This window comes from Streptomyces sp. NBC_00557 (assembly GCF_036345995.1).
Classification (GTDB): domain Bacteria; phylum Actinomycetota; class Actinomycetes; order Streptomycetales; family Streptomycetaceae; genus Streptomyces.
In genome coordinates this window covers 3675399-3691104 of sequence record NZ_CP107796.1, presented here as the reverse complement: position 1 = coordinate 3691104, position 15706 = coordinate 3675399, and the positions used below count along the sequence as shown (strand labels likewise).

Genomic DNA, 15706 nt, shown 5'->3' with positions numbered 1-15706 from the left:
CAGCCGCGTTCTCGTCGAGAAACCGGGCCATTGAGGACACGAGCTGACCTCAATGGCCCGTAGCGTCGTCGGTGTCAGGGGGCAGGGGGCCCCGGTGACGGCGAGGAGAGGCGGCCGGCCATGGTCAAGCACGTACCGGCGGAGGCGCAGGGCGACGAGCGCGGGGCGCTGCTCGCGTTCCTCGAGGAGCAGCGCGGCGGGATCCGCCGGGCCCTGCTCGGACTGACCGAGGAGCAGGCTCGCTCCCGCCCCAGCGCCAGCGAGCTGTCGCTCGGCGGCCTGCTCAAGCATGTCGCCGAGGTGGAGCAGATGTGGATCGCGCGGGCCCGGCAGGAGCCCCCGGCCGTCCGGCGCGACGCGTCGAACTGGCACGAGAGCTTCCAGCTGGTCGGCGAGGAGACGGTCGCCTCGCAGCTGGCGTACTGGGAGCAGGTCGCCGCCGAGACGGAGAAGTTCATCCGCTCGGCGCCCAGCCTGGACGACACCTTCCCGCTGCCGCCGGACCCCTGGTTCCCGCCGGAGGGCCGGGTCTCGCTGCGCTGGGTGTGTCTGCACCTGATCCGCGAGACGGCCCGGCACGCCGGCCACGCCGACATCATCCGCGAGTCCCTGGACGGCAGCACCGCCTTCGAGCTGGTCGCCCGGGAACAGGGCGGCTCCTGGGAGTGAGCCCCGGGCGGGCGGGCGTACGGCATCCGTGCACGCGCGCGTGGTGCGCAAGCCGCCCGCCACGCGCGCGTGCACGCCACCGGAGCGGCAGGGAGGGTCCCCGGTGGCTCAGTGGTGGAAGCCGGTGGCCGCCGCCTTGTCGTGGGTCAGGGGGTGCGGCTGCCGGCGCAGCTCGGGCAGGAGCCGGGTCAGGTCGTCCAGGAACAGGTCGGCCAGGTCGTGGGAGAAGCCGTTGCGGCACACGACCCGCAGCACGGACAGGTCCTCCCGGTTCGCCGGGAAGGTGTACGCCGGCACCAGCCAGCCGCGCTCGCGCAGCCGCCGGGAGACGTCGAACACGTCGTACGCCGTCACGTCCGGGGCGGTGGTGAAGGCGAAGACCGGCAGCTGGTCGCCCCGGGTCAGCAGCCGGAAGTCGCCGAGCGCCTCGATCCCCCCGGCGAGCGAGGTCGCCACGCCCCGCGTGGACCGCTGCACCGCGCGGTATCCCTCGCGGCCCAGGCGCAGGAAGGTGTAGTACTGCGCGACCACCTGGGCGCCGGGCCGGGAGAAGTTGAGGGCGAAGGTCGGCATCTCGCCGCCGAGGTAGTTGACCCGGAAGACCAGCTCCTCGGGCAGCGCCTCCTTGTCCCGCCACAGCGCCCAGCCGACCCCCGGGTACACCAGCCCGTACTTGTGCCCCGAGGCGTTGATCGAGGCCACCCGCGGCAGCCGGAAGTCCCAGACCAGGTCCGGGTCCAGGAAGGGCGCCACCATGCCGCCGGACGCGCCGTCCACGTGCACGGGGATGTCGAGCCCGGTGCGCTCCTGGAAGGCGTCCAGAGCGGCGCACAGGTCGGCGACCGGCTCGTAGGAGCCGTCGAAGGTGGAGCCGAGGATGCCGACGACGCCGATGGTGTTCTCGTCGCACAGTTCCACGGCGGCCTGCGGGTCCAGATGGAAGCGGTCGCCCTCCATGGGCACCTGCCGGGCCTCCACCTCCCAGAAGTTGCAGAACTTCTCCCAGCACACCTGCACGTTGACGCCCATGACCAGGTTGGGCCGGGCGCCCGGGTAGCGGTCGGCGTTACGCCGGGCCCAGCGCCGCTTGAGCGCCATCCCGGCGAGCATGCAGGCCTCGCTGGAGCCGGTGGTCGAACAGCCCACCGCGGACGCCGGGTCCGGCGCGTTCCACAGGTCGGCGAGCATCGCCACGCAGCGCCGCTCCAGTTCGGCGGTGCGCGGGTACTCGTCCTTGTCGATCATGTTCTTGTCCCGGCACTCTCCCATCAGCACCCCGGCCTGCGGCTCCATCCAGGTGGTGACGAACGTGGCCAGGTTCAGCCGGGAGTTGCCGTCCAGCATCAGCTCGTCGTGGACGAGCTGGTACGCCGTGGACGGCGGCATCGGCGCGTCCGGGAGCCGGTGCGTGGGCGGGGCCTCGGTCATGCCGCCGACCGGATCCGCCTCCCCGAAGAAGGGGTTGACGGACATCGTCCGCTCGTCGTGCTTCTCGGGACCTTTGTGCAGGGCCATCAACTGCCTCCAGGGGAGCCGGTCAGGGGATGTCAGCGGACTGGTGCCCCGTCCCCGCCCAACTGCATCTGCGGACGCCCCGTCACCAGCAACCAGGCGGGCAGGGAAGCGATGCACAGCAGGGCGAGCACGCCGGGCGAGGACACGAGCACGGCGGCGGTGAACAGGCTCACCCAGCCCTGCCGGGTGACCGCGAGGAGCATGCCCAGGACGGCCGTGGCCACGCCCACCGCCGGAGGCACGGCCGGCACGAGCGCGTGGGCGCACAGTCCCAGGGCCGTGCCGACGAAGACCGCCGGGAAGATGCGGCCGCCGCGGAAGCCCGAGGACGCGGCGACGAGCAGCGCCGCCAGCTTCACCACCGCCATCGCGGCGAACTGCCCCGCCGACCAGCCGTCCGGACGCCGGGCCAGCTCGCCGACCTCCGACAGCCCCTTGAAGAGCGTCAGAGGGCCGCCCAGGACTCCCAGAGCGGCCAGCACGACCCCGCCGGCCGGAAGCATCAGCATCGGGTGCCGCAGCCGCCGGAAGACCGCGTGGACGTACGGGAAGGCGTACACGGCGGCCATGCCGAGCAGCGCCGCCGCCGGGGCGATCACCACGGCCGCCAGCACGTCCCCCGTCCGCGGGTGCCCCAGGGGCGGCAGCCCCAGGTCGAAGCTCGGCCGGGCCACCAGGGTGGTCGTCACGGCCCCGCAGGCCCCGGCGGTCAGCGGCGCGAACAGGTTGTCCCACAGCCGGCCCCGCATCGGGCGGCCGGCGAGCGCCTCGGAGATGACCAGCGCCGCCGCCACCGGTGTCCCGAACAGCGCGCCGATCGTCGCCGACTCGGCCAGTACCGGCCACACTTCGCCCGGTGCCCGGGGCATCAGGCGCCCGCCGAGCCAGGCCGTGAGGCCCACGTTCACCGCGATGACCGGGTTCTCCGGGCCGAGGCTCGGGCCGCCCGCCAGCATCAGCCCGGCGGCCAGCACCAGGCCCGGCAGCACGGCCGGCGGCAGCACCGGGGCGTTCAGGCTGAGGGTGGCCGGGTCGGGACCGGCGTGGCCGGGTGCCTTCCACACCACCAGCCCGACCGCGACGCCGGTCGCCACCAGCACGGTGAACATCCACACCGCCGAGAAGCGGCCCAGCCCCAGCGCGTCCGGCACCGGCCCCCACAGCACGTGCTGGAGCCGCTCCGCCGCCACGCTGGCCCCGACGTACACCAGGCTCGCGCCCACGCCCACCACCACGCCGGGCAGGATGAACGGCAGCAGGGCCCGAGCCGGCGCCGTAGGGGCGGTCGGGGGCGCCTGCGGCGCGTCGGTTTCCTGGGCCACGGGCTCACCATAAGCGGACAAAAAGCCCATACAGTGCCGAACATGCTGAACCAGAACCGGCTTGCACCTCACGTGGCGTGAGGCCTCAGCGTGGAGGCACACCGACCGAAGGAGCGGAAAGTGAGCCACCCCGAGGGACGGGTCTACTCCGTGGGAGAGGTCGCGGGGTTCGCCGGAGTGACGGTGCGCACCCTGCACCACTACGACGAGATCGGCCTGCTCGTGCCCAGCGAGCGCACGTACGCCGGCCACCGGCGCTACACCGACGCCGACCTCGACCGGCTCCAGCAGATCCTGTTCTACCGGGAGCTCGGCTTCCCGCTCGAGGAGGTCGCGGTCCTGCTCGACGACCCGGACGCGGACCCGCGCGCGCACCTGCGCCGCCAGCACGAACTGCTGACCGCCCGGATCGAGAAGCTCCAGAAGATGGCCGCGGCCGTGGAGCACGCCATGGAGGCACGCACGATGGGCATCAACCTGACGCCGGAGGAGCGGTTCGAGGTGTTCGGGGACAAGGACCCCGAGCAGTACCGCGAGGAGGCCGAACAGCGCTGGGGCGGCACCGAGGCCTACGCCGAGTCGCAGCGCCGCGCCGCCACCTACACCAAGGAGGACTGGAAGCGCATCCAGGCCGAGGTCGACGACTGGGGCCGGCGCTACGCGGAGCTGGTGGCCGCCGGGGAGCAGCCGGCCGGCGAGGCGGCCATGGGCCTGGCCGAGGAACACCGGCAGCACATCAGCAGGTACTACTTCGAGGTCCCCTACGAGATGCACCGGTGCTTCGCGGAGATGTACGTCTCCGACGAGCGCTTCAAGGCGTTCTACGACTCCCTGCGCCCCGGCCTCGCCGAGCACCTGCGCGCCGCGATCCTCGCCAACGCGGACCGGCACGCCTCCTGACCGGCCCCGGCCCGGGACTGCACGGGGGTCACTCCCGGGCCACGACCACCGCCGTGCCGTAGGCGCACACCTCGGTGCCCACGTCCGCGGCCTCGGTCACGTCGAACCGGAAGGCGAGCACCGCGTTGGCGCCACGCGCGCGTGCCTGCTCCACCAGCCGCTCCATGGCCTGGTTGCGGGTCTGCACCAGCGTCTTGGTGAGGCCCTTCAGCTCGCCGCCGATCATCGACTTCAGACCGGCGCCGATCTGGCTGCCCAGGTGCCGCGAGCGCACGGTGAGCCCGAAGACCTCGCCGATCACCTGCTGCACCCGGTGTCCGGGCACGTCGTTCGTCGTCACGACCAGCACATCGGGCTGGGGCCCCTGGCCGCCGCCGTAGTCATCGAGTCCCATGAGCCACAGCTTTCACCCGGTCATCGCACAGTGCATCCTGGAGACACCGGTGGAACCTGGGGCGGTCAGCTCGCGTTGATAGCTTTGTACGGCCATTCCCCCGAGACCAGCCGCCGAAGCCGCCTCACCCTTCAGGAGCCCGGACCCGTGATGACACTCGCCCTCGGCCCGAGCTGGCTGGATCCCAACCACCTCCTCGGCACCTACGGCATCTGGGGCCTGCTGCTCGTCGTCTTCGCCGAGTCCGGCCTGCTCATCGGCTTCTTCCTGCCGGGCGACTCGCTGCTGTTCACCTGCGGTCTGCTGATCACCTCGCACCAGATGGACTTCCCGCTGTGGGGCGCGATCGCCCTGATCTGCCTCGCCGCCGTCCTCGGCGACCAGGCGGGCTACATGTTCGGCAAGAAGGTCGGCCCGTCCCTGTTCAACCGCCCGGACTCCCGCCTGTTCAAGCAGGAGAACGTCACCAAGGCGCACGAGTTCTTCGAGAAGTACGGCCCGAAGTCCCTGGTCCTGGCCCGCTTCGTGCCCGTGGTCCGCACGTTCACGCCGATCATCGCCGGCGTCAGCGGTATGCGGTACCGCTCGTTCCTGCTCTTCAACGTCATCGGCGGCACCCTGTGGGGCGCGGGCGTCACCCTGCTCGGCTCCTGGCTGGGCAACATCCCCTTCGTCAAGAACAACATCGAGGCGATCCTCATCCTGATCGTCCTCGTCTCCGTGGTCCCGATCGCGATCGAGTTCCTGCGGGCCCGCGGCAAGGAGAAGAAGGCCGCGCAGGCTCCGCAGCAGACCCAGGCGCCCCGGCAGCCGTACGCACCGGCCACGGACACCGAGACCGCCCAACTGCGCCGCATCGAGCCGGACCAGCCGTACGAGCAGCACTACGGCGACCCGTACGCGCAGCAGCCGTACCAGCCGCAGCAGGGCTGGCACCAGCAGCCGCAGCAGCCGCAGCAGCAGGGCTGGCACCAGCAGCCGCAGCAGCCGCAGCAGCAGGACTGGGACCAGCAGTACTACGACCACCAGCAGTACGCGCAGCAGCAGTACCCGTACCCCTACGACCGCAGCCAGGGCGAGTACCGCGCCCCGTAGGGACGCGGGGACGGCCACCGCGCACCCGCACCCGCGATCGGACCCCGGGCTGCCAGGCGCTCAGAATCCCCGGGTCCGCTTGGCCGCCCGGCGCTTGCCGGGATACCCGACCCGCAGGAACAGCCGGAAGACCTCCGACCCCAGGTTCACCCCGATGGCGATCGCCATGGCCAGGGACGCCGCGTTGGCCAGCGACACCAGCCCCTTGTCGACCTGGTTCTGGGCCATGTTCAACAACCCGAAGTAGGTCGCCGAGCCCGGCAGCAGCGGCCCGATCGCCGCCGTCGTGTACGGCAGCGCGGACGCGAACCGGTACCGGGACAGCAGCTGCCCGAACAGCCCCACCAGCCCCGCCGCCACAGCGGTCGACGCCACCGGCGAGATGTGGGCGACGTAGTGCATCGCGCCGTACACCGTCCACGCCACGCCCCCGTTGAGCGTCACCCACAGCACGGTCGACCGCTCCTGCTGGAGCAGCACCGCGAAGGTCAGCGACAGCAGCATGGACGCCGCGATCTGGATCAGCGGCCGTTCGTCGGTGACGAGCGCCGCGTCCGGGTTGAGGCTGCCGCCGACCTTCACGCCGAAGTACAGGACGACCAGCACACCGGCGACGATGCCCACGAAGAAGTACAGGACCTCCAGCAGACGGGCGGAGGCGGTGATGTAGAAGCCGGTCAGGCCGTCCTGGACGCCCGCCACCAGCGCCCGGCCGGGCAGCAGCGCGAACAGCCCACCGGTGACGACGGCGGACGCCTTCACGTCGACGTGCGCCAGCGAGAACGCCACGCCGATCATCGCGGGCGGCATCGCGGCCACCATGAACTGGTAGAACTCCGGCAGCCCCCGCCCCGCGCACAGCCAGGCCAGCCGGTCGCCGAGCATCGCGCCGAGCGCCGCCGCGACGAACACGATCGGATCACCGCCGACCAGCAGGGAGGCCGCACCGGCCAGCAGCCCGCTGGCCAGGGTCAGCGCCCAGCCCGGATAGGGGTGCCGGTTGCGGCGGATCTCCGCCAGCCGCCGGTAGGCCTCCTCCAGGGAGACGTGGGTCTCCGGGTCGGTCAGGTCGTCCACCAGCCGGAACACGGCCGCGAGCCGTGTGTAGTCGGTGCCCCGCCGCCGTACCGTCCGCGAGGCCGTCACCGGGTCGTCCACCAGCGACGGCTGGTGCGAGATCGACAGCAGCGTGAAGGTGACGTTCGGCTCGCAGCGGTCCAGGCCGTAGGAGCGGCACACCGCGAACATCGCGGCCTCCACGTCCTCCGCGCCCTCGCCGCCGGCCAGCAGCAGCTCCCCGATACGCAGGGTCAGGTCGAGCACGCGCGGGACCGCGGGGCCCTCCTCCTCCTCGGCGCGCTGCACCGGCTCCGGCGCGGGCCGCTCGGCCACCGGCAGCCGCAGCATCGTGCGCATCCGGTCCTGCCACGGCGCGTCCTTGACCAGGCTGACCAGCGGCACCCCGGTGGCCGGGGTGAACGCGGGCGGAACCTCCCTGGCGCCGTAGGTGCGCGGCGGGCTGAACGCCGACCCCTCCGGCTCGGCGCCGGGCGGCTGCGGCGTCTGAAGGCCCTTGGGCAGGGCGAACTCCGATGTCGTCTCCGCCTCACCGCCGCCCTCGGGTACCTCGATGCCCTCCGGAATCGCGAACTCGGACGTGATCTCCGGGTCGTACCGCGCCTCGTCGGACCGCGGCTTGCGGTCCTCCGCCTCCGTCACCTCGCACCGCTTCCTGAACGACACCTTCCGTAGGCCTCAGTATGCGCATGAGTACGCAAACGGGCCGCGCCACCCCGGGCAGGGTGCCGCGGCCCGCGGAAGACAAACCGGCCGGTCAGTGGCCGCCCTGCTCCTTGAAGCGCTTGTACGACCGCTCGATCTCCGCCTCGGCGTCCGTGCGGCCGACCCAGTTGGCGCCCTCGACCGACTTGCCGGGCTCCAGGTCCTTGTACACCTCGAAGAAGTGCTGGATCTCCAGGCGGTCGAACTCCGACACGTGGTGGATGTCGCGCAGGTGCTCCACGCGCGGGTCGGTGGCCGGAACGCACAGCAGCTTGTCGTCGCCGCCCGCCTCGTCCGTCATGCGGAACATGCCGATCGCGCGGCAGCGGATCAGGCAGCCCGGGAAGGTCGGCTCGTCCAGGATGACCAGCGCGTCCAGCGGGTCGCCGTCCTCGCCGAGGGTGTTCTCGACGAAGCCGTAGTCGGTCGGGTAGGCGGTCGAGGTGAAGAGACGACGGTCCAGGCGGATCCGACCGGTCTCGTGGTCCACCTCGTACTTGTTGCGCGAACCCTTCGGGATCTCGATCGTGACGTCGAACTCCACCGGTGGCTCCTCCATGATCAGCACATAGTTCTGGTGGTTAAGTGTCCCTCACGCAGGTATGTGATCGCGAAAGGGGCTGGTGGTCGTGCCAGAGCTGAGGCCGTGGCAGTCCGCGAGACCGCAGGTGGAGCGGATCGCGAACGCCGTACGACCGCGTCTGGCGCGGGCCGGTGCCGCCGCCGGGCCGCGGGTCGCGCGGCTGGCGCGGGCCCTGCGGCCCCGGACCCCGCGGCTCCCGCGTCCGGGAAGCATCAGGACCTGGCAGTACACCGCGGGCGCCGCCACCGCCGGCCTGGCGCTCGCCGCCGGTGTGGTGACCGCGGCCGGACCCTGGGACGCCAACGGTCAGCGTACGGCCGAGCGGGACCGGGCGGTCGCCCTGGAGCAGCCGGGTGGCACAGATCACGGCCGTACCGGCACCGCGCCGGGCACGGCCCGGACCGCGCCGAGCGCCGCACCCGTCCTGGTGGGCCTCGACGGCCCCGTGGCGGCCGTCGGCACCAAGAAGGCCCCGCCGGACGGAAAGCCCCTCTCCGACGTCCTCAAGCCCCTCCTCAGCGCCCCCGCGCTGGGCGGCACCCGCGCGGCGGCCGTCGTCGACGTGGCCACCGGCAAGCGCCTCTACGGCACCGACGCCGGCGAGGCCCTCACCCCCGCCTCCACCACGAAGATCGCCACCGCCGTCGCCGCCCTGTCCGCGCTCGGCCCCGACCACCGCTTCACCACCCGCGCCGCCCTCGAAGCCGACACCGGCGAACTGATCCTCGTCGGCGGCGGCGACCCCACCCTCACCGCGCGCAGCAAGAGCGACGGCTGGGCCAGCCTGCGCGACCTGGCGGCGCACACCGCCCAGGCCCTGCACCGGCGAGGCATCCGCAAGGTCACGCTCTCCTACGACACGACCCTGTACTCCGGCCCCCAGCTGCACCCCATCGGCGTCAACGACAACCTCGCGCCGGTCAGCCCCCTGATCGCCGACGAGGGCCGCACCGACGGCTCCAGCAGCGGCCCGGCGCCCCGGGTGAGCGACCCCGCGAAGGACGCGGCGAGCAAGTTCGCGGCCTTCCTGAAGGACGCCGGCATCACCACCACGCCCCCCGGCCCCTCCAAGGCGAGCACGCGCGCGCAGACCCTCGCCACGGTCTCCTCACCCCCGCTGTCCGACATCGTCGAGCGCATGCTGACCGACAGCGACAACGACATCGCCGAGGCGCTCGCCCGCCAGACGGCCCTCACCAGCGGGCAGCCCGGCAGCTTCGCGGGCGGCGCCAAGGCAATCGCCGCACGGCTGACCAAGCTGGGCCTGCCGATGACCGGCGCCTCCTTCCACGACGGCAGCGGCCTCGACCGCGACGACCGGCTCACCGCCGGCCTCCTCACCGGCCTTCTGGTCACCGCCGGCGACCCCGGCCGCCCCGGCCTGCGCCCCGTCCTCACCGGCCTGCCCGTGGCCGGCTTCACCGGCACGCTGGCCGACCGCTACACCGACAGCGCGGCGGGCGTCGTACGCGCCAAGACCGGCACGCTGACCGGCGTGAACACCCTCGCCGGCACCGTCGTCGACGCCGACGGCCGCCTCCTCGCCTTCGCCTTCATGGCGTCCGGCACCACCGACCCCCTGGCAGCGGAGTCGGCCCTGGACAAGGCGGCGACGGCCCTCGCGGCCTGCGGCTGCCGCTGACCGCCGCGGCAACGGCCGGCCTGCGACCCAGGCCGGCCGCCCGCCCACACCGTGCGCCCCCCGCCTGCTTGCCCGCCGCTTGTCCCTCTCGCGTGCTTGCCCGCCGTTGTGCCTCTCCCCGGCCTGTCCGCCAGGCCGTCAGCCTCCCGCGCTCCTTGCGTGTCTGCCCGCCCGCCGGGTCGCGGCCCGCGAACGCACCCCGATCCCACGAGGCCCCGTCCCCACCAGGCCCCACCCCGCCAGGCCCCGCCCCCGTCGGCCCCCGGCCCCTGCCGACCTCACACGGACTGCCCCAAGTGGGGACGTTCCCGTACGGTTGGCAGCATGACTGGCTTCGGTGGCACCGCATCTCCCGGGATGGTCGACTGGAACCTCGCGGTGGCGACCGCGACGCGGCTCGTACGCCCGGGCCCCGACGTCAGCCGCGACGAGGCCCGCGCCGTCGTCGCGGAGCTGCGCCGGCACGCCAAGGCCTCGGAGGAACACGTCCGGGGCTTCACTCGTATGGGCACCGACGAGACCCACGACACCCCCGTCCTGGTCGTCGACCGCCCCGGCTGGGTCCGCGCCAACGTCGCCGGCTTCCGCGAGATCCTCAGGCCGCTGCTGGAGAAGATGCAGCAGCGCCGGTCCGGCAACCCCGCCGGCGCGGTGCTCGGCACCGTCGGCGGCAAGGTCACCGGCGTCGAACTCGGCATGCTGCTGTCGTTCCTGTCCTCCCGCGTCCTCGGCCAGTACGAGACGTTCGCCCCGGCCGGCCGCGACCTGCCGGCCGGCGAGAACGGCGGCGGCCGGCTGCTGCTCGTCGCGCCGAACATCGTCCACGTCGAGCGCGAACTCGACGTCGAACCGCACGACTTCCGGCTGTGGGTGTGCCTGCACGAGGAGACCCACCGCACCCAGTTCACGGCCGTGCCCTGGCTGCGCGACCACCTGGAGGGCGAAATCCAGTCGTTCTTGGCGGAGACCGACGTCGACCCGATGACCTTCCTGGAGCGCATCAGGGAAGCCGCCCAGTCCCTCGTCGGCGGCCGCCCCGAGGGCGAGGACGAGGACGCCGGCCGCTCCTTCGTGGAGCTGGTGCAGACCCCCGCCCAGCGGGAGATCCTCAGCCGCCTCACCGCCGTCATGTCCCTGCTGGAGGGCCACGCCGACTACGTGATGGACGGCGTCGGCCCCAGCGTCGTACCGACCGTCGCGGAGATCCGCGAGAAGTTCCAGCAGCGCCGCGCCAAGGGCGCCTCCCGCCTCGACCTCGCGCTGCGCAAGCTGCTCGGTCTGGATGCCAAACTCAGGCAGTACCGGGACGGCGAACGGTTCGTGCGGGCCGTCGTCGAACAGGTCGGCACCGACGGGTTCAACCGCGTGTGGACCTCGCCCAACACCCTGCCCACGAAGGCGGAGATCGCCAAACCGGCGGACTGGGTCGCGCGGGTGCACCGCAAGGCCGAGTCGTGAACGGCATGGACACGTCGTGAAACGAATCCGGCCGACGGCAGTCGAACGCCCCTCCAATCACCCGTCCGAGGGACCGTGAGCCATGCGTAGGCGTGCAATGCTCGGGGAACGCCCCGGTTCTGTCACCATCTACACACTCTGAGTGACCGAACTCGGGGGCCCGCCCCCGAAAACTTCATGAAGGGAACCGGACATGGGTCCCCATCCTGCGGTCGCGGCGATACGCCTGGCGGTTCGCCGCGTCCTCCATGACATCCTCAACGACCACCAGGGCTCCGGCGCCCCTGGACGTCAGGCCCTCAGCGGCCTCGGCGGGCAGGCCTGGGCCGGCCGCCCCGGCGCGCTGACCGCCGGCGCCCCCGCACGCCCGATCGCCGCCGGCCCCGGCCGGCAGGCCGGCGGCCGGCACCCGCACCGGACCACCGAGCGGCCCCCCTCCCCGCTCGGCTCCCCGCTCGTGCTCGTCGCCTGCTCCGGCGGCGCCGACTCCATGGCCCTCGCCTCCGCCCTCGCCTTCGAAGCGCCCAAGCTCGGCATCCGCGCCGGCGGCGTCACCGTCGACCACGGCCTCCAGCCCGGCTCCGACCTCCGCGCCGACGAGGTCGCCCAGCGCCTGCGCGAACTCGGCCTCGACCCCGTCGAGTCCGTCGCCGTGACCGTCGGCCGCGACGGCGGGCCCGAAGCCGCCGCCCGCGACGCCCGCTACGCCGCCCTCGACGCCGTCGCCGAACGCCACGGCGCCACCGCGATCCTGCTCGGCCACACCCGCGACGACCAGGCCGAAACCGTCCTGCTCGGCCTCGCCCGCGGCTCCGGCATCCGCTCCCTGTCCGGCATGGCCGCGGTCTCGGGGGCCGGCGGCCGCTACCGGCGCCCCTTCCTGGAGCTCGACCGGCAGACCGCCCGCAAGGCCTGCATGGCCCAGTCCCTCCCGGTCTGGGACGATCCTCACAACACCGACCCCGCCTACACCCGCTCCCGGCTGCGCCACGAAGGCCTGCCCGCCCTGGAGAAGGCCCTCGGCAAAGGGGTCGTGGAGGCGCTCGCCCGCACCGCCCAGCTCTCCCGCGACGACGCCGACGCCCTCGACGCCTGGGCCAGCCAGGCGGAAGCCTCCGTACGCGACGCCGCGGGCCTGCTGGAGTGCGCCAAGCTCTACGCCCTCCCGCCCGCCGTACGCCGCCGCATCCTGCGCCGCGCCGCCATCGAGGCCGGCGCCCCGGCCGGTTCGCTGTTCGCCCGCCACATCGAGGAAGTCGACCGCCTGATCACCGGCTGGCGCGGTCAGGGAGCCATCAATCTCCCGGGCCGGGTCGTCGCCCAGCGGCAGGGTGGCAGACTGGTGATTCGGCAAGGCTGAAACCCGGTCCCGCGGAGCGACCCTCCGGCGGCCGGCCGGGCAGCCGGTGGCCGTGGACTGCGGCCGTAAGTGCGGGACGACCGAAAGTGATGCGGGTGGACGCGAAAGACATGGGTGCCGACCTCCAGCAGGTGCTCATCACCAAGGAAGAGATCGACGCGAAGCTGGCCGAGCTGGCCGCGAAGATCGACGCGGAGTACGCGGGCAAGGACCTGCTCATCGTCGGCGTCCTCAAGGGCGCGGTGATGGTCATGGCGGACCTCGCCCGGGCGCTGTCCACCCCCGTCACCATGGACTGGATGGCCGTGTCCTCCTACGGCGCGGGCACCCAGTCCTCCGGTGTCGTGCGGATCCTCAAGGACCTCGACACCGACATCAAGGGCAAGCACGTCCTGATCGTCGAGGACATCATCGACTCCGGCCTGACCCTGTCCTGGCTGATCAACAACCTCGGCTCCCGCGAGCCCGCCTCCCTGAAGGTGTGCACGCTGCTGCGCAAGCCGGACGCCGCGAAGGTCGCCATCGACGTCGAGTGGGTCGGATTCGACATCCCGAACGAGTTCGTCGTCGGCTACGGCCTCGACTACGCCGAGAAGTACCGCAACCTGCCGTTCGTGGGTACGCTCGCGCCTCACGTCTACGGCGGCTGAGCCGGCCGGGACGTGAGTTGAGCCACTCGGCGCAAGCCTTGTAGGACGATCGGGAACCCCGGCGGGTTCCGCGCCGTTGAAGCTTGCAGAGACGGCCTTCCCGGCCATCGAAGCGACTTCGTGCGGCTTCGGACCACCACGCTGGGGTACCGTCAGAAGAACTGTCTTATCAAACTCACTATGGCAGGAGGGACGGGGCGGCACCGCTCCGTATGGATGGACGTGAAGCGATACTTCCGTGGGCCGGTCATGTGGATCGTGCTGGCCGTCCTTGCCGTGGTCGTGTTGATGCAGGTCGTCGGCTCGTCCGGCGGCTACAAGACGGTGGACACCGGCCAGGTCGTTGCGGCGATCAATGACAACAGGGTCCAGTCGGCCAAACTGACCACAGGCGACGAGCAGACCATCAAGGTCACCCTCAAGGACGGCCAGAAGGTCGACGGCAGCTCGAAGATCCAGGCGAGCTACATCGGCGACCAGGGTGTGACCGTCGCCGGCATGCTGCAGGACAAGTACCAGCACAAGCAGATCCCGGACGGCTACACGGTCTCGCCGTCCAAGCAGAACCCGTTCGTCGGCGTCCTGCTCTCGCTGCTGCCCTTCGTCCTGATCGTCGTCGTCTTCCTGTTCCTGATGAATCAGATGCAGGGCGGCGGCTCCCGGGTCATGAACTTCGGCAAGTCCAAGGCCAAGCTCATCACCAAGGACACCCCGAAGACGACCTTCTCCGACGTCGCCGGCTGCGACGAGGCCGTCGAGGAGCTCCAGGAGATCAAGGAGTTCCTGCAGGAGCCGGCCAAGTTCCAGGCCGTCGGCGCCAAGATCCCCAAGGGCGTGCTGCTCTACGGCCGCCCGGGTACCGGCAAGACGCTGCTCGCGCGTGCCGTGGCCGGCGAGGCGGGCGTCCCCTTCTACTCGATCTCCGGTTCCGACTTCGTCGAGATGTTCGTCGGCGTCGGCGCCTCCCGGGTCCGCGACCTGTTCGAGCAGGCCAAGGCGAACGCCCCGGCGATCGTCTTCGTCGACGAGATCGACGCGGTCGGCCGCCACCGCGGTGCCGGCCTCGGCGGCGGTCACGACGAGCGCGAGCAGACCCTGAACCAGCTGCTCGTCGAGATGGACGGCTTCGACGTCAAGGGCGGCGTGATCCTCATCGCCGCCACCAACCGGCCCGACATCCTCGACCCGGCCCTTCTGCGGCCCGGCCGCTTCGACCGCCAGATCGCGGTCGACCCGCCGGACCTGCAGGGCCGTCTGGAGATCCTCAAGGTCCACCAGAAGGGCAAGCCGGTCGCGCCCGACGTCGACCTGGCCGCCGTCGCCCGCCGCACGCCCGGCATGACCGGCGCCGACCTGGCGAACGTGCTGAACGAGGCGGCACTGCTCACCGCCCGAGGCGACCAGAAGCTGATCGACAACAAGGCGCTGGACGAGGCGATCGACCGCGTGGTCGCGGGCCCGCAGAAGCGGACCCGGATCATGTCGGACAAGGAGAAGAAGATCACCGCGTACCACGAGGGCGGTCACGCCCTGGTCGCGGCGGCCTCACCGAACTCCGACCCCGTCCACAAGATCACCATCCTGTCCCGCGGCCGCGCCCTCGGCTACACGATGGTCCTGCCGGACGAGGACAAGTACTCCACCACGCGCAACGAGATGCTCGACCAGCTCGCCTACATGCTGGGCGGTCGCGCCGCCGAGGAACTGGTCTTCCACGACCCGACCACCGGTGCCGCGAACGACATCGAGAAGGCCACCAACCTGGCCCGCGCGATGGTCACCCAGTACGGCATGACCGAGCGGCTCGGCGCCATCAAGTTCGGCGGAGACAACAGCGAGCCCTTCCTCGGACGTGAGATGGCTCACCAGCGCGACTACTCGGAAGAGGTCGCCGCGCTGGTCGACGAAGAGGTCAAGAAGCTCATCGAGACCGCGCACAACGAGGCCTGGGAGATCCTGGTCGAGAACCGCGACGTGCTCGACAACCTCGTTCTCCAGCTGCTGGAGAAGGAGACCCTGGGCAAGGAGGAGATCGCCGAGATCTTCGCCCCGGTCGTCAAGCGCCCGCCGCGGCCCGCCTGGACCGGCTCCTCGCGGCGCACCCCGTCCACCCGCCCGCCGGTGCTCTCTCCCAAGGAGCTGGCACTGACCAACGGCGCGAACGGCGCGACGGCCGCGATCAGCACGGCCAAGTCCACGGCCACGGAGTCCACCCCGGTGACGGACCAGACCCCGGACGAGCGCCCGGAGAGCTGAGCAGTTCAGGCCAAACCGGCCTGGAATGAACGCCGCGCCCGCCAGGTTTTAGCCTGGAGGGCGCGGCGTTCGTATGTCCG

The 15706-nt window shown here is 71.9% G+C and carries 13 protein-coding genes; 8 read left to right on the top strand and 5 right to left on the bottom strand.

Annotated elements, in window-relative coordinates:
• Positions 1 to 120: 120 nt before the first annotated feature.
• Positions 121 to 669 carry a DinB family protein gene (locus tag OG956_RS15770; protein ID WP_330338605.1) on the top strand — a complete coding sequence of 183 codons (549 nt, stop codon included), beginning with the start codon at positions 121 to 123 and terminating at the stop codon, positions 667 to 669.
• Between the two features lie 108 nt (positions 670 to 777).
• On the opposite strand, the gene OG956_RS15765 is transcribed toward OG956_RS15770, so the two are convergent.
• Both OG956_RS15765 and OG956_RS15760 read right to left on the bottom strand, forming a co-directional pair.
• On the bottom strand, positions 778 to 2184 hold the full coding sequence (locus OG956_RS15765) for a glutamate decarboxylase (protein WP_330338604.1): 1407 nt from the start codon (positions 2182 to 2184) through the stop codon (positions 778 to 780).
• Between the two features lie 32 nt (positions 2185 to 2216).
• Entirely contained in the window at positions 2217 to 3506 is a 1290-nt protein-coding gene (locus OG956_RS15760; protein WP_330338603.1) for an ion channel protein, read from the bottom strand.
• Positions 3507 to 3626: 120 nt separating this feature from the next.
• Between OG956_RS15760 and OG956_RS15755 the strand changes: the two genes are divergently transcribed.
• Positions 3627 to 4406 carry a MerR family transcriptional regulator gene (locus OG956_RS15755; RefSeq protein WP_330338602.1) on the top strand — a complete coding sequence of 260 codons (780 nt, stop codon included), beginning with the start codon at positions 3627 to 3629 and terminating at the stop codon, positions 4404 to 4406.
• Between the two features lie 28 nt (positions 4407 to 4434).
• On the opposite strand, the gene OG956_RS15750 is transcribed toward OG956_RS15755, so the two are convergent.
• On the bottom strand, positions 4435 to 4800 hold the full coding sequence (locus OG956_RS15750) for a YbjQ family protein (RefSeq protein ID WP_330338601.1): 366 nt from the start codon (positions 4798 to 4800) through the stop codon (positions 4435 to 4437).
• A 147-nt stretch (positions 4801 to 4947) separates the two neighbouring features.
• Here OG956_RS15750 and OG956_RS15745 point away from each other — a divergent pair, with 147 nt between their 5' ends.
• A complete protein-coding gene (locus OG956_RS15745; RefSeq protein ID WP_330338600.1) occupies positions 4948 to 5895 on the top strand; it encodes a DedA family protein in 948 nt (315 codons plus the stop codon).
• Positions 5896 to 5955: 60 nt separating this feature from the next.
• Here OG956_RS15745 and OG956_RS15740 read toward each other — a convergent pair whose 3' ends face one another.
• Together OG956_RS15740 and OG956_RS15735 are read right to left on the bottom strand one after the other, a co-directional pair.
• Positions 5956 to 7614 carry a threonine/serine ThrE exporter family protein gene (locus tag OG956_RS15740; RefSeq protein WP_330338599.1) on the bottom strand — a complete coding sequence of 553 codons (1659 nt, stop codon included), beginning with the start codon at positions 7612 to 7614 and terminating at the stop codon, positions 5956 to 5958.
• Positions 7615 to 7729: 115 nt separating this feature from the next.
• Complete coding sequence (locus OG956_RS15735; RefSeq protein WP_029381130.1) at positions 7730 to 8221, bottom strand: inorganic diphosphatase; 492 nt, start codon at positions 8219 to 8221, stop codon at positions 7730 to 7732.
• Between the two features lie 79 nt (positions 8222 to 8300).
• On the opposite strand from OG956_RS15735, the gene dacB reads away from it, so the two are divergent.
• From dacB to ftsH, 5 genes are all read left to right on the top strand, one after another.
• A complete protein-coding gene (dacB, locus tag OG956_RS15730; protein ID WP_330338598.1) occupies positions 8301 to 9902 on the top strand; it encodes a D-alanyl-D-alanine carboxypeptidase/D-alanyl-D-alanine endopeptidase in 1602 nt (533 codons plus the stop codon).
• Positions 9903 to 10259: 357 nt separating this feature from the next.
• A complete protein-coding gene (locus OG956_RS15725; protein WP_330342853.1) occupies positions 10260 to 11360 on the top strand; it encodes a zinc-dependent metalloprotease in 1101 nt (366 codons plus the stop codon).
• 193 nt (positions 11361 to 11553) lie between these two features.
• Complete coding sequence (tilS, locus tag OG956_RS15720) at positions 11554 to 12720, top strand: tRNA lysidine(34) synthetase TilS (RefSeq protein ID WP_330338597.1); 1167 nt, start codon at positions 11554 to 11556, stop codon at positions 12718 to 12720.
• An 89-nt stretch (positions 12721 to 12809) separates the two neighbouring features.
• A complete protein-coding gene (hpt, locus tag OG956_RS15715; protein ID WP_031165039.1) occupies positions 12810 to 13370 on the top strand; it encodes a hypoxanthine phosphoribosyltransferase in 561 nt (186 codons plus the stop codon).
• A 216-nt stretch (positions 13371 to 13586) separates the two neighbouring features.
• The gene (ftsH, locus tag OG956_RS15710) at positions 13587 to 15626 is read left to right on the top strand and encodes an ATP-dependent zinc metalloprotease FtsH (protein WP_330338596.1); all 2040 of its coding nucleotides are present in this window, start codon (positions 13587 to 13589) and stop codon (positions 15624 to 15626) included.
• Positions 15627 to 15706: the final 80 nt, after the last annotated feature.